General features: G+C 44.5%; 19 protein-coding genes. 17 read left to right on the plus strand and 2 right to left on the minus strand.

Annotation, left to right across the window (positions count from 1 at the left end; translation table 11 throughout):
• Positions 1 to 179 precede the first annotated feature (179 nt).
• The 3 genes from ACHBHN_RS06140 to ACHBHN_RS06150 all read left to right on the plus strand — a co-directional run bounded on the left by ACHBHN_RS06140 (position 180) and on the right by ACHBHN_RS06150 (position 5951).
• Positions 180 to 1391, plus strand: a complete 1212-nt coding sequence (locus ACHBHN_RS06140; protein ID WP_105111176.1) for a glycine betaine/L-proline ABC transporter ATP-binding protein — start codon at positions 180 to 182, stop codon at positions 1389 to 1391.
• A gap of 15 nt (positions 1392 to 1406) precedes the next feature.
• Positions 1407 to 3131: an ABC transporter permease/substrate binding protein gene (locus ACHBHN_RS06145; protein ID WP_394733803.1), complete on the plus strand. Its 1725-nt coding sequence runs from the start codon at positions 1407 to 1409 to the stop codon at positions 3129 to 3131.
• Positions 3132 to 3344: 213 nt separating this feature from the next.
• Positions 3345 to 5951 carry a glycoside hydrolase family 3 N-terminal domain-containing protein gene (locus ACHBHN_RS06150; RefSeq protein ID WP_394733804.1) on the plus strand — a complete coding sequence of 869 codons (2607 nt, stop codon included), beginning with the start codon at positions 3345 to 3347 and terminating at the stop codon, positions 5949 to 5951.
• A gap of 160 nt (positions 5952 to 6111) precedes the next feature.
• Here the strand turns inward: ACHBHN_RS06150 and ACHBHN_RS06155 are convergent, their stop codons facing one another.
• Positions 6112 to 6819, minus strand: a complete 708-nt coding sequence (locus ACHBHN_RS06155; protein WP_394733797.1) for a GntR family transcriptional regulator — start codon at positions 6817 to 6819, stop codon at positions 6112 to 6114.
• Positions 6820 to 7016: 197 nt separating this feature from the next.
• Between ACHBHN_RS06155 and ACHBHN_RS06160 the strand changes: the two genes are divergently transcribed.
• From ACHBHN_RS06160 to ACHBHN_RS06170, 3 genes are all read left to right on the plus strand, one after another.
• On the plus strand, positions 7017 to 7808 hold the full coding sequence (locus tag ACHBHN_RS06160; RefSeq protein WP_105111180.1) for an endonuclease/exonuclease/phosphatase family protein: 792 nt from the start codon (positions 7017 to 7019) through the stop codon (positions 7806 to 7808).
• A gap of 35 nt (positions 7809 to 7843) precedes the next feature.
• Positions 7844 to 10012, plus strand: coding sequence for a PTS transporter subunit IIBC (locus ACHBHN_RS06165; protein WP_394733798.1), 2169 nt, complete (start codon positions 7844 to 7846; stop codon positions 10010 to 10012).
• A gap of 110 nt (positions 10013 to 10122) precedes the next feature.
• On the plus strand, positions 10123 to 10839 hold the full coding sequence (locus ACHBHN_RS06170) for a YebC/PmpR family DNA-binding transcriptional regulator (protein ID WP_394733799.1): 717 nt from the start codon (positions 10123 to 10125) through the stop codon (positions 10837 to 10839).
• 435 nt (positions 10840 to 11274) lie between these two features.
• Here the strand turns inward: ACHBHN_RS06170 and ACHBHN_RS06175 are convergent, their stop codons facing one another.
• Positions 11275 to 11814: a Gx transporter family protein gene (locus ACHBHN_RS06175; RefSeq protein ID WP_105160080.1), complete on the minus strand. Its 540-nt coding sequence runs from the start codon at positions 11812 to 11814 to the stop codon at positions 11275 to 11277.
• Between the two features lie 190 nt (positions 11815 to 12004).
• Here ACHBHN_RS06175 and ACHBHN_RS06180 point away from each other — a divergent pair, with 190 nt between their 5' ends.
• From ACHBHN_RS06180 to ACHBHN_RS06230, 11 genes are all read left to right on the plus strand, one after another.
• Positions 12005 to 13888, plus strand: a complete 1884-nt coding sequence (locus ACHBHN_RS06180; RefSeq protein WP_105137321.1) for an NAD(P)/FAD-dependent oxidoreductase — start codon at positions 12005 to 12007, stop codon at positions 13886 to 13888.
• A 17-nt stretch (positions 13889 to 13905) separates the two neighbouring features.
• A complete protein-coding gene (locus tag ACHBHN_RS06185; protein ID WP_172074044.1) occupies positions 13906 to 14895 on the plus strand; it encodes a polyprenyl synthetase family protein in 990 nt (329 codons plus the stop codon).
• Positions 14896 to 14968: 73 nt separating this feature from the next.
• Entirely contained in the window at positions 14969 to 15472 is a 504-nt protein-coding gene (locus ACHBHN_RS06190) for an FMN-binding protein (RefSeq protein WP_394732180.1), read from the plus strand.
• Positions 15473 to 15540: 68 nt separating this feature from the next.
• Positions 15541 to 16584, plus strand: a complete 1044-nt coding sequence (locus ACHBHN_RS06195) for an FAD:protein FMN transferase (RefSeq protein WP_394733800.1) — start codon at positions 15541 to 15543, stop codon at positions 16582 to 16584.
• Positions 16574 to 17545, plus strand: a complete 972-nt coding sequence (gene menA / locus ACHBHN_RS06200) for a 1,4-dihydroxy-2-naphthoate polyprenyltransferase (RefSeq protein WP_394733801.1) — start codon at positions 16574 to 16576, stop codon at positions 17543 to 17545. Before ACHBHN_RS06195 ends, menA begins: the two co-directional genes overlap by 11 nt.
• Positions 17546 to 17623: 78 nt before the next feature.
• Positions 17624 to 18385 carry a hypothetical protein gene (locus ACHBHN_RS06205; RefSeq protein WP_105160107.1) on the plus strand — a complete coding sequence of 254 codons (762 nt, stop codon included), beginning with the start codon at positions 17624 to 17626 and terminating at the stop codon, positions 18383 to 18385.
• On the plus strand, positions 18375 to 18644 hold the full coding sequence (locus ACHBHN_RS06210; protein WP_105111189.1) for a PspC domain-containing protein: 270 nt from the start codon (positions 18375 to 18377) through the stop codon (positions 18642 to 18644). Before ACHBHN_RS06205 ends, ACHBHN_RS06210 begins: the two co-directional genes overlap by 11 nt.
• A gap of 234 nt (positions 18645 to 18878) precedes the next feature.
• A complete protein-coding gene (hprK, locus tag ACHBHN_RS06215; protein ID WP_105111190.1) occupies positions 18879 to 19811 on the plus strand; it encodes an HPr(Ser) kinase/phosphatase in 933 nt (310 codons plus the stop codon).
• A gap of 1 nt (position 19812) precedes the next feature.
• Positions 19813 to 20589, plus strand: coding sequence for a prolipoprotein diacylglyceryl transferase (gene lgt, locus ACHBHN_RS06220; protein ID WP_394733802.1), 777 nt, complete (start codon positions 19813 to 19815; stop codon positions 20587 to 20589).
• Between the two features lie 12 nt (positions 20590 to 20601).
• On the plus strand, positions 20602 to 21015 hold the full coding sequence (locus ACHBHN_RS06225) for a DUF948 domain-containing protein (RefSeq protein WP_105111192.1): 414 nt from the start codon (positions 20602 to 20604) through the stop codon (positions 21013 to 21015).
• The gene (locus ACHBHN_RS06230; RefSeq protein WP_105123425.1) at positions 20999 to 21460 is read left to right on the plus strand and encodes a YtxH domain-containing protein; all 462 of its coding nucleotides are present in this window, start codon (positions 20999 to 21001) and stop codon (positions 21458 to 21460) included. Before ACHBHN_RS06225 ends, ACHBHN_RS06230 begins: the two co-directional genes overlap by 17 nt.
• Positions 21461 to 21554: the final 94 nt, after the last annotated feature.

Raw genomic sequence — 21554 nt, forward strand, 5'->3', positions numbered from 1 at the left:
TCTTTCACCGAAGTTTAAGCCTTGTAGATACGGCGTTTGAGGGTATTTTTGATAGTCTGTTTGAAAATGATGTGAACACTTTTTCCTTGACAATGGGCTTCACTTACTTTAAGATAGAGTTTATAAAAAGTGACAACACTTAAATTTTATAATGTAGCCACTTCGAGAAAGGAGTTCACATGACATTACTAGAAGTGAAAAATTTGACCAAAGTATTTGGTAAAAAGCAGAAGGCTGCCCTTGAAATGGTCAAACAGGGAAAATCAAAAACAGAAATTTTGAAGAAAACAGGTGCCACCGTTGGGGTCTACGATGCTAATTTTTCAATCCAAGAGGGCGAAATTTTTGTCATCATGGGTCTGTCGGGCTCAGGGAAATCAACTTTGGTGCGGATGCTCAATCGTTTGATAGAACCATCATCTGGTAGCATTGTCTTGGATGGTCAAGATATTTCAAAAATGAACGCTGAAGAGCTGCGGCAGGTGCGTCGCCACGATATGAACATGGTTTTCCAAAGTTTTGCCTTATTTCCACATAAGACGATTTTGGAAAACACAGAGTTCGGTCTGGAATTGCGTGGGGTATCAAAAGAAGAACGTCAGGCAGCGGCTGAGAAGGCATTGGAAAATGCAGGCTTGTTGGTCTTCAAGGATCAATACCCAGACCAACTGTCTGGTGGGATGCAACAGCGTGTCGGCTTGGCTAGAGCCTTGGCCAACAAACCGAAAATTCTCTTGATGGATGAGGCTTTTTCAGCCTTGGACCCGCTTATTCGTCGTGAAATGCAGGATGAGCTCTTGGATTTGCAAGCTAGCAATCAGCAAACCATCATCTTTATCAGTCACGACCTCAACGAGGCCTTGCGAATTGGTGATCGTATTGCTCTGATGAGGGACGGGAAAATCATGCAAATCGGTACTGGTGAGGAAATTTTGACCAATCCGGCCAATGATTTTGTTCGTGAATTTATGGAAGATGTCGATCGTTCCAAGGTCTTGACGGCACAAAATATTATGATTAAGCCGATTACGGCAACGGTTGAATTGGACGGGCCGCAAGTTGCTCTGATGCGCATGCGTACAGAGGAGGTTTCTATGTTGATGGCAACCAATCGTCGTCGGGAATTGGTGGGAGCCTTGACCGCAGATGCTGTTATCGAGGCGCGTCGTAAGGGCTTGCCACTGTCTGATGTCATTGATAAGGACGTTCTGACGGTTTCAAAAGATACAGTGATTACAGATATTATGCCTCTGATTTATGATTCGTCGGCGCCGATTGCCGTGACGGACGAGCACAATAAGCTCCTTGGGGTTATTATTCGCGGGCGCGTGATTGAAGCCTTGGCTAATATTCCAGATGATGGCACTGCGTCAGAAACAGAGGAAAACTAGAGAAAGAGGTTAGATATTTTGGATTTATTGCAAGAAAAACTACCAGTGGCAGAGCTGGTAGAGGCCTTGACCAGTTGGTTGACCACGACCTTCGCAGGGCTGTTTGATATACTACAAGCCATCGGGAGTACCTTGATGGACTGGATCACCAACACCTTATTGTTCATTCATCCGCTCCTATTTATCGGATTAGCAACTGTAGCTGTATGGTTTTTGGCACGAAAAAAATGGCCCCTGCCAGTCATGACTTTCTTGGGCCTGCTCTTTATTTACAACCAAGGGTTGTGGGATGAATTGATCAACACCTTGACTCTGGTCATCGTAGCCAGCCTGATCTCGATTGTTATCGGGGTTCCTCTGGGAATTTGGATGGCCAAGAACAATACGGTCAAGAAAATTGTCAATCCGATTTTGGACTTTATGCAGACCATGCCGGCCTTTGTTTATCTGATTCCGGCGGTAGCCTTCTTCGGGATTGGCATGGTGCCAGGTGTCTTTGCATCAGTGATTTTCTCCCTACCGCCGACAGTTCGGTTTACTAATTTGGCGATCCGTGAAATTTCGACAGAGTTGGTTGAGGCAGCGGATGCTTTTGGTTCAACGTCGGCTCAGAAATTGTTTAAGGTTGAATTGCCCTTGGCTAAAAATACCATTATGGCTGGTGTCAATCAGACCATGATGTTGGCCCTGTCCATGGTGGTTACTGGTTCTATGATCGGGGCGCCAGGTCTGGGTCGTGAAGTCCTGTCTGCCCTTCAGAAGGCGGACATCGGGAATGGATTTGTATCTGGTATTTCCTTGGTTATCTTAGCGATTATCCTTGACCGTGTCACTCAGGCTTTCAATGCCAAACGTGAAATTGGACAAAAATCGTCAACCAACAAGTGCATCGCTCTAGCGGCCTTGCTGGTATTTGTCGGAGCAGCTTTGGGACGAAGCTTCCTAGCCTTGACTTCCGGAAATACAGAGCAGGGACAGACGGTGACCATTTCCCATACTCAGTGGGATACTGAGGTGGCGTCGACAACTGTCATTGCCAAGGTCTTGGAAGAGGCGGGCTACCACGTAAAAATGGTACCGCTGGATAATGCCGTCATGTGGCAGTCAGTTGCAAACGGGGACTCGGATTTCTCAGTCAGTCCTTGGTTGCCGGTCACACAGGCGTCGCTCTATGACAAACATAAGAACCAATTAGATGATTTGGGACCAAATATGGAAGGGACTAAGCTCGGATTGGTTGTCCCAGCCTATATGGATGTGACTAGCATTGCGGACCTGTCTAATCAGGCGACCACAACTATCACAGGGATTGAGCCCGGTGCAGGAATTATGGAGGCGGCTGAAAATGCCCTGCAAGACTATGGAAACTTGTCTGGTTGGGAATTGACCAAGGCTTCTACAGGTGCCATGACAACCGCTTTAGAAAAAGCGATTGCCAACCAAGACGAAATCATCGTAACGGGCTGGTCTCCACACTGGATGTTCTCCAAATATGACTTGAAATACTTGGACGACCCAGAAGGTTCATTTGGTTCGACAGAAAATATCCATACGATTGCACGGAAAGGTCTGCAAGAGGATATGCCTCAATTGTACCAAATTGTGGATAATTTCCACTGGACCTCTGAGGATATGGAGTCCATTCTTTTGGATATGAATGAGGGGATGTCTCCTGACGATGCCGCTCAAAAATGGATTGATGTCAACCGCGAAACGGTTGACCAATGGTTGAATGAGTAAGATAAGTCTATAGTGATAAAACCAGTTGTTCGTATTTGTACAACTGGTTTTTCATTTTGTCGAATGGAGAAAAAAACTAGTAGAGAATGTCAACAGTCAGGCGGTAAACGTTTACAGGTAGCGGATGTTTTTGTATAATAATATAAAAAACAAAAAATGGAGGTAACTATGAAAAAGCATAGCTATTTGTACTTAGCAGGTCTTGCGCTTGCTATGGCGACAAGTCCATGGGCTACAGTCAAGGCCAATACGGAACCTGTTTCACCAGAAACAGGCACCAGTCTTGAAGCTGTGAATGCACCGATTGCCAGTTCCACAGACTTATCTGCAACTCCAGCTAGTGAGGAGCTTAACACTGGTGAACAAGTTGTAGATGCAGAGACGCAAATCACTAGCATGATTGACGACATGTCTACACGGCAAAAAATCACGCAGATGTTGATGCCGGATTTTCGTAAGTGGCAGACGGAAGGTAGCGAAGTGGTGAGCGACCTGACGGTTGTTAATGAAGAAATTGCAGAAGCGATTGATGGGTACGATTTTGGTGGCGTTATCCTCTTTGCGGAAAACGTAAAGGAAACGGAACAAACCCTCAATCTTACACAGGATATGCAAGCAGCTGCAGTTGGAAATAAGGCTCAGAATGGGAATATCCCTCTCTTGATTGCTATTGACCAGGAAGGGGGAATTGTTTATCGTCTGGGTTCAGGTACGGCCCTACCAGGGAATATGGCATTGGGTGCCACCCGTGATCCAGAGTTAGCTAGACAGGCTGGTGAGATTATCGGTAGGGAATTATCTGCTTTGGGTGTCAATGTGGATTTTGCGCCGGTATTGGATACAAATAATAATCCTCAAAACCCTGTTATCGGTCTGCGTTCCTTCTCATCTAATCCTGAACTTGTTGCCTCCCTAGGAATTCCTTTGATGCAGGGAATTCAGGCCCATAATGTGGCTGTAGCAGCTAAGCATTTCCCAGGCCATGGGGACACCGCAACCGACTCTCATACAGGTCTTCCTCTGGTAGATAAGTCAATGGAAGAATTGGCAGCCTTAGAATTAGCTCCGTTTAAAGCTGCCATGGATGGCGGAGTGGACATGATTATGACAGCTCATATCCAATACCCACAGATTGAGAAAGATACCTATGTTTCTAAAAAATCTGGCGAAGAAATTCATATTCCTGCTACCCTGTCTGATGATATTTTGACAGGCATTGTCCGCAATCAGTATGGCTATGATGGAATTATTGTTACGGATGCTATGGGTATGGACGCCATTTCTCAAAACTTTGGGGAATCCGAAGCAGCGATCATGGCCATACAAGCAGGTGTGGATATTGTCTTGATGCCAACAGTTTTGAGAAACAAGCTTGATTTAGCTAAAATCGATGCTATTATTGATGACATCGAAGCTGCAGTGGCGCAGGGACACATTACAGAAGGCATGCTGGATGATTCTGTTCGACGGATTTTACGTTTGAAAGCAAAACGCGGCGTATTGGACTTTGACTTGGCGGCAAGAACTGCAGAGGCAGCCAACCAGGCGGTAGGATCTGATTTGAATAGAGACCTGGAAAGACAAATTGCCGCCAGCGCGGTAACGGTGGTTAAGAACGATGATACTATCTTGCCATTTAAGTTGACTGCTGGTGACCATGTCTTATTATTGGGTGCCTATAATAACGAACTTCCTGGCCTTGATTTGGGAATGAGACGCTTGCAGGCGGATGGTATTATACCAGCAGATGTTACATTTGAAACTGTTAGATACAATGCGGAATCTAGTTCGGAAAGCTTGAAAGAAAGTTTAGACAAAGCGAGTCATATTATCCTTGTGTCGGAAATTGGACGTGAATCTCATTTGGCTAGTGACCATTGGTTGACCAGGGTTCCTACTGAGGTTGTAGATTACGCTAATAGCCAAGGTAAGCTAGTTGTTGTCATGAGTATTTCCAAACCTTATGATGTTGCTAACTATCCAGCTGCTAAGGCAATTGTAGCAGTCTATGGTAACAAGGGAATGGATCCAACGGAGGCTCTCCGACCAGATAATGCGTTCGGTCCAAATATTCCAGCTGGGGTAGAAGTTATCTTTGCCGGCCTACCACACAAGGGTAGCTTGCCTGTAGACATACCTCTGATTAAGGATGGATTGCTCAGTACAGACCAGGTTGCCTACCCAATTGGTTTTGGATTGAGTTATGATGAGCCTGCCAAAGGAATTTTAGCCGTTCTTCCGGAAGCAGCTAAAATTGGTCAGGAATTCCCTGTGACACTAGAGTTGGGCGATCTCAAAGGCATTGAAAAAGGTACTTACCAAATTCGTTTACACTTTGATCCGGCTCTAGTAGATGGAGTTCTTTCAGAGGGAATCAAGCTTGAAGGGAATACCTTTGTGGTTGAAAAAGAAGCTGGTGATTTATCATCTATTGCATTGAGTCTCAAGGCTAAGACAAGTGGGTCAGTTGCACCGATTCTATTTGTGGAGCTGGTTGACCAGCTTGGACGAATCTTTAGCCTGGGGCAAGCAGCTTATCAAGGGCTGACGGTTTTAGTTACTTCTGATAGCAGGGTGGTTACAACGACTCCGATAGATAAAGACGTTAAGGACCAGACGGCCGAATCTAACAAGGACTCAAACAAGGACGAGGTTTTTGCTGAGTCTACTGTTTCTGCTGAGGAAGAAAGCAAGAAAATGGAAACTACAACAACTCAACCAGTCCTGCCAAATACTGGTGACAGTCAAAATATTTCCTTCTTGTTGCTAGGTTTGACCGGCTTGGTATCCTTGGCTGCTTTGAAAAAGAAAAGAAGCTGAGCTTATCAGAAAGGCAGTGAAGTCTGATATCACTCCTTGAAAGTAAAATGCTCAAGGTGTAATAAGGACAAACATCGTTTCGGTGTTTGTCTTTTTTAGCGCTCACGACACAAGAAAACCCAGTGCCTATACACTGGGTTGAATAGAGAGAATGGGTTGATCACCGTTTGGCCATTGAAACAAAGGTAACCTTGTCTGGTCGGTAGGTAATGGTGCCGTACTGGAAGGGACGGCCGTCTGCTAAATAGGTGGTACTGGTAACAGAGATCACCATGTCGTAGCCTGCTAGGTCTAGCAGGCTTTTTTCTTCCTCCGTAGCAAAGCGGAAGGAAATTTCTCGGCGGGAATGGGAAATTTCTAAGCCTAGGTCGTTTTCCAAATACTGATAAATCGATTTTTCAGCGATTTCCTTGCTGAGATAGGGAACAATCCTGCGGTCAAAGTAGGAAATCTCATACTCTAATCGCTCACCGTCGATAGTCCGAACGCGACTGACACGGTAGAGATCCGTTTTTTCATCCACTTCCAATTCTTTCATGACCTCTGGCTGACCTTGGACAATATAGAGGTTGGTCAATTCGGTCTGGACTTGATGGTGGGCAGAGCGGTTGAGTTCGCTAACGGTCTTCAATTCGGACACAAATGGTTTTCGAACAAGGTTATGGTACAAAATAATGGAATTTCTGCCTTGACGTTTTTGGATATAGCCATCCATCTCCAAGAGAGATAGGGCCTTGCGGATGGTGTCCTTGGAATAGGAGTAAATCTCCATCAGTTCATTTTCTGTAGGCATCTCTTGATTGGCCTGCCAGATATTTTGTTCAATTTTTTCCTTGATGTCAGCATAGACTTTCTTGTATTTACTCATTGGGGGGTAACTTCCTAGCTTGCTATTTATCGCTAGTATATCATAAAAAATGGCAAAGGTCAGTATTCTAAGTCTAGATAAACTTTTACGTAAAACATTTTAAATTATTCCGTAAAAGTGTTGACAAGTGAAAACGTTTACGTTATAATAAGGCTACAAGTTGAAAAGGTTTTACGAAGTAAATAGAAAGGAGAGATATGAAATTACTAACAGTCAATGTTCATGCCTGGCTAGAAGATGACCAGCATGAAAAATTGGATATTTTAGCTCAGACCATTGCCCAAAAGCAATATGATGTGATCGCTCTTCAGGAAGTCAATCAGCTAATGACAAGTCCCTTGGTGACCAAAGACTTACGCCAAGACAATTATGGTTTGGTTTTGCTTGAAAAGCTGAAAGAGCTTGGAGTAGCAGACTATTCTTATTTCTGGTCCAATTCCCATATTGGTTACGATAGATATGATGAAGGAATTGCCTTCTTGACTAAACTACCTGTCTATGAAGTAGATGCCTTCTACTGTAGTCAGAACCAAGACCTGACATCAATCTTATCTAGAAAAATCATCGGTTTGACAGTCTTGCACGAGAAGGAATGGATTGACATTTATTCTTGTCATATCAATCTTCCTGACAGTAAAGAAGAAAATCAGTTAGAGAATATTCGCTCGATTGTGGAACGGACAAGTTCGGGACGTTTGAAAATTCTAATGGGAGATTTCAATACGGATGCCCTGTCAAATCCACAAGCCTATCAAGCAATCAAGGACTTAGGTTTATATGATAGTTATGATTTGGCTGAGAAAAAGGATAGGGGAATCACCGTTGAAAAAGCCATTGATGGGTGGGCAGGTCATAGTCAGGAAAAACGTCTGGACTATGTGTTCTTAAATCAGAAAAGACAGGTTCAATCCAGTCGTGTGATTTTCAATGGAGATAATCTTCCCATTATTTCAGACCACTTTGGTGTGGAAGTTAACATTAGTATTTAAAGGTCAACTGACCAAGAAAAATTTAGGAGAAACATATGAAAAAATTTCTTAGTTTCGAATTTTGGCAAAAATTCGGTAAATGTTTGATGGTAGTGATCGCCGTTATGCCGGCGGCAGGTCTGATGGTTTCTATCGGAAACTCGATTCCACTAATCAGTCCTGAATCAGAATTGCTCATTCGTATTGGGAATATCATTGCCCAAATCGGTTGGGGGATTATCGGAAACCTTCACTTGCTCTTTGCCTTGGCAATCGGTGGTAGCTGGGCTAAGGAAAAAGCTGGCGGTGCTTTCTCAGCAGGTCTTGCGTTTATCCTCATTAACTTGATTACAGGTCATTTCTTCGGTGTAACTACTGATATGTTGGCAGATGCGACTGCGACTGTTAGCACAGTCTTTGGGACAGAAATTCCAGTATCTGGATACTTTGTCAATATCCTTGGTCAGCCTGCTTTGAACATGGGTGTCTTTGTAGGGATTATTGCTGGTTTTGTTGGTGCGACTGCTTACAACAAATACTACAACTATCGCAAGTTGCCAGATGTATTGACCTTCTTTAACGGCAAACGCTTTGTACCATTTGTGGTTATCTATCGCTCAGTTCTTGTAGCGCTAGGATTAGCTATCTTTTGGCCAGTTGTTCAAACAGGAATCAATAGCTTTGGTAAATGGATTGCAAGCTCACAGGATACAGCACCAATTCTTGCACCTTTTGTTTATGGTACCTTGGAACGTTTGCTTCTTCCATTTGGTTTGCACCACATGTTGACCATTCCAATGAACTATACATCACTTGGTGGTACCTATGACATCTTGACAGGTGCACAAGCAGGTACACAAGTATTTGGTCAAGATCCGCTCTGGTTGGCTTGGATTACAGACTTGATTAACCTCAAGGATGCTGGTGATTTGACTCAGTACAATGACCTTCTTGCCAATGTAACCCCTGCTCGCTTTAAAGTAGGTCAAATGATTGGTTCCTCAGGTATTCTCATGGGCTTGACCCTTGCTATGTACCGTAATGTTGATGAGGATAAGAAGAAAAAATATCGTGGTATGTTCCTTTCATCTGCTGCAGCCGTCTTCTTGACAGGTGTAACAGAACCAATTGAGTTTATGTTCATGTTTGCAGCAATGCCACTCTATGTCGTTTATGCTTTTGTACAAGGTGCTGCTTTTGCTATGGCGGATATTGTCAATTTGCGTATGCACTCATTTGGTAATATCGAATTCCTTACACGTACACCGATGGCGATTAAAGCTGGTATCGGTATGGACGTTGTCAACTTTATCTGGGTAACAGCCCTCTTTGCAGTTGTAATGTACTTCATTGCCAACTTCATGATTCAAAAATTCAACCTAGCAACAGCTGGACGCAATGGCAACTATGATACAGAAACAACAGATGTGGTTTCAAACTCAAACGTAGATACTGCGGATGCCAATTCACAAGTGGTACAAATCATCAACTTGCTTGGTGGTCGTGATAATATCGCAGATGTGGATGCTTGTATGACTCGTCTTCGCGTTAGTGTTAAAGATGTGGCACAGGTTGGAGATGAAAATGCTTGGAAACAGGCGGGTGCTATGGGCTTGATTATCAAAGACTCAGGTGTTCAAGCAGTCTACGGACCAAAAGCAGATGTTCTCAAATCAGACATTCAAGACTTACTAGAATCTGGCGTAGCCATCCCTCGTACGGAAATTGTTGCGACTGAAACAGTAGTTGAGGAAGCACAATTCAAGGGTGTGACCGAGGCAGTTTATGCTGTTGCTGAAGGTCAAGCCATCGCCATCACAGAAGTGAAAGATCCGGTCTTCTCACAAAAAATGATGGGCGACGGTTATGCAGTTGAGCCTAGCTCCGGCAATGTTTACGCACCAGTTTCAGGTATTGTAACCAGTGTCTTCCCAACAAAACACGCTGTCGGTATCTTGTCTGACAAGGGTGTAGAAGTTTTAGTTCACGTTGGTTTAGATACAGTTGCACTAAACGGTGTTCCATTCTCAACTAAGGTAACAGATGGCCAACGCGTTGAAGCAGGAGACTTGCTCCTTGTTGCAGATCTTGAAGCTATTCGCTCAGCAGGACGTGAAACAACTATCGTCGTTGCCTTCACAAACACAGCAGAAATCAAATCTGTCAACCTTGAAAATCTTGGACAAGTAAGTAAAGATAATCAAGTTGCGACAGTTGAGTTGTAAAAAGTAAAAGACAAGTTCAGCTGAGCTTGTCTTTTTCTATGGGAAATTCTTCTCAAAGCCTTTCAAATATGGTATAATAAGTCGATTTTATAAAATGTAGGAGGTTCCCCATGGGACGTAAATGGGCCAATATTGTAGCTAAGAAAACCGCAAAAGATGGTGCTAACTCAAAAATTTACGCCAAATTTGGTGTCGAAATCTATGTAGCAGCGAAAAAGGGTGACCCAGATCCAGAAACAAACTCAGCGCTAAAATTCGTTATCGACCGTGCTAAGCAGGCACAGGTGCCAAAACACATCATTGACAAGGCCATCGACAAGGCAAAAGGGAACACAGACGAGACCTTCGTAGAAGGTCGTTACGAAGGCTTTGGGCCAAATGGTTCTATGATTATCGTTGATACCTTGACTTCAAATGTGAACCGTACTGCTGCCAATGTTCGTGCCGCTTTTGGTAAAAATGGCGGTAACATGGGTGCGTCTGGTTCTGTATCCTTCATGTTTGATAAAAAAGGTGTTCTTGTCTTTGCTGGCGATGATGCGGATGCCATTTTTGAATTGCTCCTAGAGGCAGATGTCGAAGTCGATGACGTAGAAGCAGAAGACGGCACAATCACTGTTTATACAGCACCAACTGATTTGCACAAGGCAATCGTGGCACTGAAAGAATCAGGAATCCAAGAGTTTAATGTTACTGAACTGGAAATGATCCCACAATCAGAAGTATCACTTGACGGCGATGACCTCGCAACATTTGAAAAACTCTACGACGCTCTCGAAGACGACGAAGACGTCCAAAAAATCTACACGAATGTAGATGGCTTTTAATAAAATTGGCAGTCCAGTGGACTGCCAATTTTATTAAAAGGCTGGAGATTGGAACTGCCGGCAGGCAGTTTTCTTTATACTCAAAAGTCCGGGGGACAGTCATTTTTATTAAAAGGTTGGAAATGAGAACCAGCGGCAGCTGGTTTTCTTTATTTTCAGCTGTCCATAAGGACAATTACTGGCTTAAAAGGTTGGAAATTAGGATTGCTGGCAGGCAATCCTTTCTTTATCATTTCATGGTCTGTGGGACATATAAAATGACTAGAAAGTTGGAGATGAGAACCGCTGGAAAGCGGTTTTCTTTGTCACTTCATAGTCCGGGGGACAGTCATTTTTGTTAAAAGGTTAGAAATTGGAATTGTCTAGAGGCAGTTCTTTTTCTGCCCTTGTTTTTTTTCAAAAAGAAAATCCCACCTTCTTAGAAATAAGGCATGCCTATTTCCATTGGGCCAGGATTTGTTTGTGGTAATGGTGGAGCGGTCCGACCTTTTCTAGTAGGTAGGTCGCAGCAAGGCCGACCAGTAGACCAGACAGGATGCCGGTAATTGATAAAATCGGCAGGTAGTTTAAAACGTAGAAGGAACGAGCGATGCTGGCAAAGACAAGCAGTTGTCCCAGATTGTGGAGCATGCCCCCCAGTATGGAGATGCCGATAGGGCTGACCCGTTTAGGTCCCAGTTGCTTTGAGGCGAGCATACCAAGATAGCTTAGGGTGACTCCAGCAAAACTGTAGAGAAAGGTAGAAAAAGTGCCGCCTAGAAAGGTAGCAATCAGCAGGCGAAGGCCCACAACCTTTAAGCTGTCTTTGGTAGGAAGGGTGAAAATGGCAATCAGGCTAATGAGATTTCCCAGCCCTAGCTTGGCACCCGGCGCAAAGGCAAAAGGAGGTGTGATCAAGCGCTCAATGAGCGAAATGACCACAGCCTGAGCTGCCAGCATGGTGATAAAATTTAAGGTTTGTTGTTTCCGGTTCACCAGTTCTCGCCTCCTTTCAACAGATTGACTCGTGTCTATTCTTATCATTCTATCTTACTTTTTTTTTCTCAATCTGGCAAGCTTCCTCATAGATATTACTAGTTATTGAAATAGGGGCTTGAATTTTCTTCTATAAAAGTATATAATAATCTAATGTAAATCGTTTCTATTTTCACAAGGAGGACACACTGTGACGAAAAATATTGTGATTGTTGGTGCTGGTTATGCAGGGATTGCAGCAGCACGTTTGCTCGGAAAGACATTTAAAAAGGACTCGGATGTAACCGTTACCCTGATTGATAAGAATTCCTTCCATACCTATATGACAGAGCTCCATGAGGTGGCTGCTGGTCGTGTAGAACCTAATGCGATTAAGTATGATTTACAACGCATTTTTGCCAAGTATCCTAAGGTTGACTTGGTAACTGATAAGGTTTTGGAAATCGACTATGATAAGAAACAGGTCATTGCTGAGCACCAGACCTTGGACTTTGACTATCTCTTGCTGGCTATGGGGGGCGAGGCCAATGACTTCGGTGTTAAAGGTGTTAAAGAGCATGGATTCACCCTCTGGTCAATTGAAGCGGCAGAGCGCTTGCACGATCACATGGTGGATGCCTGCTACCGTGCCATGCGTGAGCATGATGAGGCAAAACGTCGCGCCCTCTTGACCTTCACTGTTATCGGTGCAGGTTTCACTGGTATTGAAATGATTGGTGAGCTTATTGACTGGGTACCAATCCTGGCCCGTGAGTTCAAGCTTGATCCAAAAGAATTCTCGCTCAAGGTTGTTGAGGCAATGCCAAATATCTTGGCCATGGTGACTGAGAAAGAACAAGTTAAGGCTAAGAAATACCTTGAGAAAAAAGGTGTTGAATTGGTTCTCGGTGACGGTGTTGCTAGCGTACAAGAAGACAGCCTGACCCTGTCATCAGGTCGCCAAATTCCGACCTACACCTCTATCTGGACAGCCGGTGTTCAAGCCAACACAGACGCTGCAGAGTTCGGAATTGAACGTGCGCGTGCAGGACGTCTGGTTGCAAACGAGTACATGGAAGCAAAAGGCCGTGAGAACGTCTATGTTGCCGGTGACTTGGTTTACTTTGAAGAAAGCGAAGGCAAGCCAACACCGCAAATCGTACAGGCTGCTGAGCAGACAGGTCACACAGCTGCAAGCAATATCGTTGCAGCCATTAAGGGTGGCGAAAAACATGCCTACAAAGGTAAATACGACGGCTTCATGGTATCTATCGGTGCCCGTTATGGCGTAGCCTTCTTGATGGACAAGTACCACATGTCAGGTTTCCTGGCTATGGCTGTCAAACACATGGTCAACTTGCTCTACTTCTTTACCATCCGTAGCTTCTTCTACATGGGTGCCTATGTTCGTCATGAATTCTTTGATATTCAGAACAAGCGTAATATCTTCGGTGGCCATACTTCTGGTAAGGGCAATCTCCTTTGGTCTCTACCAATGCGCCTGCTCTACGGTTCAGTTTGGCTTTATGAGGGTGTGAAAAAGGCCTTTGGTCTTTTCGGTACGACTTCATGGTTCGGTGATCAAGTTGTCTTCCCATTCCCATGGTTGGCAGATCCTGTTTCTGGGGCATCGGCTGCAGAAGCTGTATCTGGAGCGTCTGAAGCAGTAGCAGAAATGGCAGATCCAATCTTTGGTCTCAGCTATGCTTATGGTGAAACACCGATGACGGTCTTGGAATCAATGCCAGATTGGTTTGCGTCAATTATGGAATTTATGATGCCTAACCAAGAAGTTGCTCTCTTCATGCAGAAATTCATGACTATCACCGAAATCGGTATCGGTTTGGCTTTGATTGGTGGTGCCTTTGTATGGTTGGTATCTGCCATCACAGTTATGTTCGTTATCATGTTTAGCTTGTCTGGTATGTTCTACTGGGTTAACATCTGGTTCATCCCGGCGGCAATCTCGCTCATGAACGGTGCCGGTCGTGCCTTTGGTTTGGACTACTGGATTATGCCATGGTTGGGTCGCTTCCTTGATAAGCTCGTCTATGGTAGACCCAAGCATATTTATCGTAAGAATGACAAAAAATAAAGGACAAATAAGAACTAGTGGTACATGAAATTTGGAAGGCCTATCCTGAGGTTGAAGCTGGATTAGAGCAGGTCAAGGCTATCATCAAATCTGAGATGGTAGTCTTGCACCCTGATGTAAAAGAGAAAATTGATCAGTACATCGATGCTCCTGGTAAATACCTCAGGGCAGGTCTTTGCCTTTTTTTAGCCAGGGAGACTGAAGGCCAGATAGTTCCTGCCAAGCTCTATTTTGCTGCTCATCTGGAGGTTCTGCATTTGGCGACCCTCATTCATGATGATGTGATTGACCAGGCTGACTACCGTAGAGGTATCCAGGCTGCCCATATTCAATTTTCCAATCGTATTGCTATTTATGCAGGAGATTATCTCTTGGCCTATGCAGGTCGTCTCTTGGCCCAGGGGCTCCGGCAATTGGACCTTGAAGAAAAAGACGTTCACCTGGCTCACCATAAAATCGTCGAATGGATTTTGAGGGGTGAGCTGGAGCAACTCCTGAATGCCTATAATGTGAACATGACGCCAAGGGCTTATTTAAAGCAAATTCAAGGGAAAACGGCTAGTTTATTCGGATATGCCTATCAATTGGGCCTCTTCTATCCTGGACAGTCCTTGCGTCATGCACGCCAGGCCTATCGAGCAGGCCGTGATTTGGGAATGGCCTTTCAAATTCGTGATGATTTGATTGACTACAAACTAGATTTGTCAGAGTCTGGCAAGCCAGGCTTGCAGGATGTCCAAAATGGTATTTATACCCTTCCCCTGTTGTTAGCTTTACAAGACAATGAAGACCTGGCTGCTGATTTCGAGGAGTTGGTCAATGAATCTAGTCCTGAAAAGTTGACAGACTTGCACCAAAAAATTCTAGCTACGTCTGCTCTTGAGCGTACGGAGATAATCCTAAACCAGTATCTGGACAGGTCCTCTAGGCATTTGAGAAAGCTTTCTCCACAGGTTGCAGACTCGGTAAACGCTTTTTTGGGTGATTTCTTTCACAAATATTTCTAAAAACACTAGACATTTTTGGAAAAAAGTTATATCATAATATAAGAAAAACAAATAATTCCAAAGGAGTATTTATATGAGATCAACAAAATGGATGTTGAAAAGTGTCTTGGTTCTTGGTGCAGCCCTTACTTTGGTAGCATGTGGTGCTAAAGAAGAAGCAGCAACAACAGCTTCTTCTGCTGAAACTGCAGCTTCTGAAGCAACTGCAACAGCAACTTGGAAAGATGGTACTTACAAAGCTGAGTCTGATTTCGATGAGCGCGGTTGGAAGTTTGTACATGAAATTACTATCAAGGATGGTAAAATCACTGCTTCAACAGCTGACTATGAAAATGCTGACGGTGCTTTGAAGTCTGAAGACGAAGAGTACAATAAAAACATGGAAGCAAAATCAGGTATCTCATCTAAAGATGCAACTGACAAGCTTGACGAAGAACTTCTTGCAGCTCAAAGCGCAGATGTAGAAGTTGTATCTGGTGCGACTAATACTTCTGAAAACTTCAAGAAATCAGTTGAAGAGCTCTTGAAAGCTGCTGAAGAAGGAAATACTGAAACAGTAAAATTGACATTTGAATAATCTATTCAAAAACAAGAGGGAAACACGGTAGCCAGCCTACTGTGTTTTCTGTTTAGAGAGGATAATCTATGAAAAAAGCGCTAAGATGGCTCTGTTTGAGTCTTGTGCTGATTCTATTAGTCGCTTGTGGCAAGAAAGAAGAAGCCCTGCCTGTCATCAAAAGTCCCTTGACCCGTAGCGAAAGTCTGCTCCACACCGTGGTCCAGCTCAGTATCTACCATGAAGGTCAGGAAGAGGTCATGGATCGGGCTGTTGCCTATATCAAGGAAATGGAAGGTCTACTATCGACCAACCTTGAGGGATCAGATGTCTACCGTATCAATCAAGCGGCTGGGAAAGAGCCGGTTGTCGTTGATGAGAGGACCTTTGAGGTTCTGGAAACTGCTCTTGAGATGGGCAAGGAAAGCGACGGCCTCTTTGATGTATCTATTGGTGCCGTCAGCAATCTCTGGAAAATTGGAGATCCAGATTCCCGCAAGCCTTCGGACGAGGAAATCAAAGCAGCTCTGCCATTTATTGACTATAAAAAGATCCAGCTAGACAAGGAGAAAAAGACAGTCTTTATTGAGGAGGGGATGACCCTGGAGCTGGGGGCTATTTCCAAGGGCTATATCGCCGATAAAGTACGGGAACTCTTTGCCAGCAAAGCTATCACGACGGCTATCATCAATCTGGGTGGTAACGTAGTGGTTATGGGGGATTCGCCTTCTAGTCAAGATGGCTGGAATGTCGGCGTGCAAGACCCTGATGAAGTTCGTGGAGCTACCGTAGGCTCTGTCCCTGGCACTCACGATTCTGTCGTGACGTCCGGCATCTATGAGCGCTATGTCGAGGTGGATGGGCTCAAATACCACCATATCCTTGATCCCAAGACTGGTTATCCTGTGGAAAATGATATCTCTGGTGTTACAGTCTTTTCGCAATCGTCTATGCAGGGTGATGCCCTATCGACAACCCTCTTCCTTTTAGGAGTGGAAAAGGGGCTTGATTTTATCAATCAACAGGAAGGTGTCGAGGCTGTTTTCATTGATAAAGACCAGGGAGTTCATGTCAGTGATGGTTTAAAAGATTCATTTGAACTAAGCAACGAGGAGTATCATCTTGTCAACTAATAGTAAAAAAGGGCTAACCTTGCCCGTATTCCTAGAATTTGTAGAGCTAAAAACCAAGGTTGCCAGTGTCTTTCCTATGACCATCGGCATTCTTTGGGCTTTCTACCGCTACCAAACCTTCAATTGGCTCAACACCCTGCTCTTTGTCCTGGCTGTCCTTAGCTTTGACATGTGCACAACTGCTATTAACAACAGCATGGATTTTCACAAGGCCAAGGACGAGGTTTATCGTCAAGAGAGCAATGTTATCGGAAAGTTTGCCCTTGATTTCAAGCAGATGATTGGCATCGTCCTCGGTCTGCTGGTCTTTTCAAGCCTGGTTTCCCTTATCTTAGTTTGGCAGACCAGCTGGTTGCTCTTGCCTATGGGGGCTGTTTGTTTTTTGATTGGGATTTTCTACACCTTCGGTCCCATTCCGCTTTCCCGCATGCCGCTGGGCGAGGTGTTTTCTGGAGTGACCATGGGGTTGGGGATTTTCTTCCTAGCTGTCTTTATCCAGGCGCCTGACAGTCTTCTACTTGCTCGTTTGGATGGGCAATGGCTGAGCTTGCAAGTTGATTGGATTAAGGTTTTGGAAATTCTCTTCATGTCCTTGCCCTTGGTGACCTTGATTGCCAATATCATGCTGGCCAATAACACCTGCGATCTGAAAGAGGATATCCGCAACCACCGCTATACCTTGGTCTATTACATTGGAAAGAAACATGCGCTTCAACTTTATTTTACTCTTGCTAGTCTGCCATGGTTGCTCTGGTTGATTTATTGCCTGACAGGATTTTTGCCAATCTGGGCCTTGCTCGGTCTACTTGGAATCATTCCTGCCTACAAGAGTTTGAAGAGATTCCTGAAAAAGCAGGTTAAGGGAGAAACCTTTATCGAAGCTGTGAAAAGCTTTATCCTCTTTGCAGCTATCTATGTCTTGTTTTTAGTAGTAGCCATTATCTTTTGGAGCTGGAAATAGTAAATGATAGAATCAGTCTTCGGGCTGATTCTTTTCTGCTTTTATATGCTATACTAGAAGAGAATTGAGGTGGATGGAATGTCACGAACACAAGAAGAACGCTTGATAGAACTATATGAAAAGGGAGTGCTAACCAAGGCAGAAGCACGGGCTCTGTTTCTGGAATTAGACCAACAGCCGGAATTTCTCTTGGAGGATGAAAAAGCTAAATTGAGCTTTAGTCTGCCCAATCTCAAGGTGTTTTCTTCCAATAAGCGCAAGCAAGAATATAGCTTTGACGGAATCGAATCTCTTTTTCTCAATATCCTAGCAGGGCGTTTGACCGTGACCCAATCCAAGACGGACCAGGTGGGCCTTGAGATTATCTATCAAGAAAATGCACCTGAGGAAAAACTCCCCCAGCTCTATGTGGAGAAAAAGGGTCTCTATTTTTCTAGTAGTCTGCCCTGCAAACTGACTATTAGCTTGCCTCAGCGCTGGATGTCGGTCTTTGACCTGGACCTAGGTCAGGCAGATGCCCGCTTGGATTACCTGCCTTTTGAAGACATTTCCATCCGAAGTTCGAAGGATAAAAAACAACAGGATATCCGTTTGAACACATGTGGTGGTTATGCCCAACATCTCTATGTCCAGCTGGATCAAGCACCCTTGATATTGCAGGCTGGAAAGGGGCAAGGAATTCAAGGGAAAATTGAATCGGAGACTGGACAAATTCGAGTCAATCGCCGGAAAAAAATCAGTCCCTACCGATTTGAGAAATCAGGCGATGATGTGCTCTATATCCGCGCTCAGACTGGTCAAAGTGCCTTTTATGTGAAAGGAATAAAGGATGTCGATTGAATTATATAAATGCAAACAGGGAAAAGTCTTAGCTGGTGTACTGGCTGGCCTAGCCCACAAGCTGGGCTGGGAAGTCTGGCTGGTTCGTGGCTTATTCTTAGCCAGTCTATTGATCGGTAGAGCCTCCTTGCTAACCTTGGTCCTCTATATAGCAGGTGCCTATTTTCTTCCCTACAAGGAAGAGCAGGATGCTGAGCGTTATGGAATGGGTCCACGAAAAATCAAGGATGCTGAAAAAATTCGGAAAAACTGGTTTTAAGAACAGGGTTTGGGAGCTTTCTTCCAAACTTTTTCTTATTTGTTACCAATTAGTGTTGCTTATGGTATAATATACTGAGAACCGTATTCACAGCTCGGTACCTGAGATAAGGCTTGTTTTTCTCGAAATACAGTCAGTATTGCAGTAAAAACGGCTTTGATGTGAGAAAACGATTTCTTATTTAAAGGTACCGTACTTGTGGATACAATTTCAGAAGCGAAAGAGAGGGAATGCATGACAGTATATGTAAAAGATTTGGTAGATAATCTGCGGATTGAGCCTGCGTATAGTACAGAAGAGTTGTTGCGCAAGGAAATTACAACAGCTGATATTACGCGTCCAGGCTTGGAGATGACGGGCTATTTTGACTATTACGCTCCAGAGCGGATTCAGCTCATGGGGATGAAGGAGTGGTCTTATATGATGGCCATGACAGCCCATAACCGCTATCAGGTCCTATCGCAGATGTTTCAGCCGGAAACGCCGGTGATTATCGTAGCCCGTGATTTGGAAATTCCTGAGGAGATGTACAAGGCGGCCAAGGAAAAGAAAATTGCGATCTGCCGTAGCAAGACAGCGACCAGTCGTTTGTCTGGGGAATTATCTTCTTTCCTAGATAGTCGTTTGGCCCAACGGACCAGTGTTCACGGAGTTCTCATGGATATTTATGGCATGGGTGTTCTCATCCAGGGAGATTCTGGTATCGGTAAGAGTGAAACTGGTTTGGAATTGGTTAAGCGTGGTCATCGCCTGGTAGCGGATGACCGTGTGGATATTTTTGCTAAGGATGATGTGACTCTGTGGGGTGAGCCAGCAGAAATTCTGCGCCACCTATTGGAAATCCGTGGGGTCGGTATCATTGATATCATGAGTCTCTATGGTGCGAGTGCCGTTAAGGATTCATCAGAGGTTCAGTTGGCGGTTTATCTGGAAAATTATGAAACAGGCAAGGTCTTTGACCGTCTGGGCAATTCAGGCGACACCATCGAGATTGCAGGTGTTGAAATTCCGCAAATCCGTATCCCTGTCAAAACTGGTCGAAACATCTCTGTCGTGATTGAAGCAGCTGCTATGAACTACCGTGCCAAGCAGATGGGCTTTGATGCGACCAAGATGTTTGAAGAACGCTTGACCAACTTGATTGAAACAAACAAGGAAGAGGTCTAGTATGGGGCCAATTGCTATTCAATTAGGGCCTCTGGAGATCCGCTGGTATGCAATCTGTATTTTGATAGGCTTGATTCTAGGTGTGTATTTGGCATCGAAAGAGGCACCTAGAAAGAAAATTTCTTCAGATGATATCCTGGATTTTATCCTCTGGGCTTTTCCTATTTCAATCATCGGGGCTCGCATTTACTATGTCGTCTTTTCCTGGGACCAGTATAAGGACAACTTGCTGGATGTCATTGCCATTTGGAATGGTGGGATTGCTATCTATGGTGGTCTGATAACTGGTGCCTTGGTCCTCTATTTCTTTACCAGATACCGGTTTATCGAGACCCTGGACTTCCTGGATGTGGTAGCACCATCGGTTATGCTGGCACAGGCTATTGGCCGCTGGGGCAATTTCTTTAACCAGGAGGCCTATGGTGCAGAGGTAGCCAACTTGGACTACCTACCAAGCTTTATCCGAGACCAGATGTTTATCGATGGTGCCTATCGCCAGCCGACCTTCCTCTTTGAATCTGTCTGGAATATCCTTGGTTTTGCTCTCATCTGTGTCTTGCGCAGAAGACCGAAATTCCTCAAGCAGGGAGAAATCACCACCTTTTACCTGATCTGGTATGGCTGCGGTCGTCTCTTGATTGAAGGCATGCGGACAGACAGTCTCATGTTCTTTGGCATTCGAGTGTCCCAATGGCTGTCGGGACTACTTATCCTAGTCGGTATCAGCATGGTCCTGGTGCGGAGAAGAAAATCCACAGTTCCCTATTATCAATCCTAAAAAGGAGAATATATGTTAATCGAAATTTCAGTATTGATCATTGCCTTGTCCATTGCGGCAGTGGCTATCTACCTGGTCCTGCTCCTGCAAAAAGTCGGCAAGGTGACAGATGAGGCCCAGCAAACCATTAAGGTCTTGACCAGTGATGTCAATGTGACCCTCTTTCAGGCCAATGAAATCCTAGCCAAGACTAATGTCCTGGTCGACGATGTCAATGGCAAGGTGTCAACTCTCGACCCGCTCTTTGTGGCAGTGGCAGACTTGTCGACTTCAGTGTCCGACCTCAATGCCTCGGCGCGTGATTTGACAGTCAAGGCCAAGTCAGCGGGCAAATCAACGGCTAAAGCAGGCGGAGCCCTCTCTGCCCTTACAACAGTATCATCTCTCTTAGGAAAGAAAGGAGCAAAAAATGGTAAAAAAATCTAGTATCGTCACAAGCCTCTTGCTGGGTGCAGCAGGTGGAGCGGCAGCAGCAGCTTTTCTGGCCACCAAAACAGGGAAGGCAGTAAAGGATAAGGTGATTTCTTTTGCTAATGACTACAAGGAAAACCATGAAGAAATCAATGCCGACATAGTCTCTAAGGCTCAGGATTTGGGCAAGCAAGCTACGGATAAATTTACAGAGGTCAAGTCTCAACTGGAAACAGGTGAATTGACGGTCGAGGACCTGGTGCAGACAGGCAAAGAGAAGTCTAAGGATTTGTTTGAATCAATCAAGTCTAAGACAGTCCATGCGCCAACAGTTGATGAAGAAGATGTCGAAGATGCAGTGATTGTGTCTGAAGATATTGAAATGGACATTGCGGACGTCGTAATAGAATCAGTTGTCGAAGCAGTTGAAGAAGACCAGACTTCGGAAACAGAACTCTAATCATAACATGAAAAATTGGCTCTTTGTCAACTGTAGTGGGTAGATGAAAAGCTAACACCTAGAGAGGACGAAATTCGTTCTCTCATTTTTGATG

Source organism: Streptococcus sp. A22, assembly GCF_043674215.1.
GTDB lineage: Bacteria > Bacillota > Bacilli > Lactobacillales > Streptococcaceae > Streptococcus > Streptococcus suis_V.

Coding starts and splice junctions, on each gene's coding strand:
- ACHBHN_RS06140 (WP_105111176.1), top strand. CDS start 180: ATGACATTACTAGAAGTGAAAAATTTGACCAAAGTATTTGGTAAAAAG.
- ACHBHN_RS06150 (WP_394733804.1), top strand. CDS start 3,345: ATGGCGACAAGTCCATGGGCTACAGTCAAGGCCAATACGGAACCTGTT.
- ACHBHN_RS06155 (WP_394733797.1), bottom strand. CDS start 6,819: ATGAGTAAATACAAGAAAGTCTATGCTGACATCAAGGAAAAAATTGAA.
- ACHBHN_RS06160 (WP_105111180.1), top strand. CDS start 7,017: ATGAAATTACTAACAGTCAATGTTCATGCCTGGCTAGAAGATGACCAG.
- ACHBHN_RS06165 (WP_394733798.1), top strand. CDS start 7,844: ATGAAAAAATTTCTTAGTTTCGAATTTTGGCAAAAATTCGGTAAATGT.
- ACHBHN_RS06170 (WP_394733799.1), top strand. CDS start 10,123: ATGGGACGTAAATGGGCCAATATTGTAGCTAAGAAAACCGCAAAAGAT.
- ACHBHN_RS06190 (WP_394732180.1), top strand. CDS start 14,969: ATGAGATCAACAAAATGGATGTTGAAAAGTGTCTTGGTTCTTGGTGCA.
- ACHBHN_RS06195 (WP_394733800.1), top strand. CDS start 15,541: ATGAAAAAAGCGCTAAGATGGCTCTGTTTGAGTCTTGTGCTGATTCTA.
- ACHBHN_RS06205 (WP_105160107.1), top strand. CDS start 17,624: ATGTCACGAACACAAGAAGAACGCTTGATAGAACTATATGAAAAGGGA.
- ACHBHN_RS06210 (WP_105111189.1), top strand. CDS start 18,375: ATGTCGATTGAATTATATAAATGCAAACAGGGAAAAGTCTTAGCTGGT.
- hprK (WP_105111190.1), top strand. CDS start 18,879: ATGACAGTATATGTAAAAGATTTGGTAGATAATCTGCGGATTGAGCCT.
- lgt (WP_394733802.1), top strand. CDS start 19,813: ATGGGGCCAATTGCTATTCAATTAGGGCCTCTGGAGATCCGCTGGTAT.
- ACHBHN_RS06225 (WP_105111192.1), top strand. CDS start 20,602: ATGTTAATCGAAATTTCAGTATTGATCATTGCCTTGTCCATTGCGGCA.
- ACHBHN_RS06230 (WP_105123425.1), top strand. CDS start 20,999: ATGGTAAAAAAATCTAGTATCGTCACAAGCCTCTTGCTGGGTGCAGCA.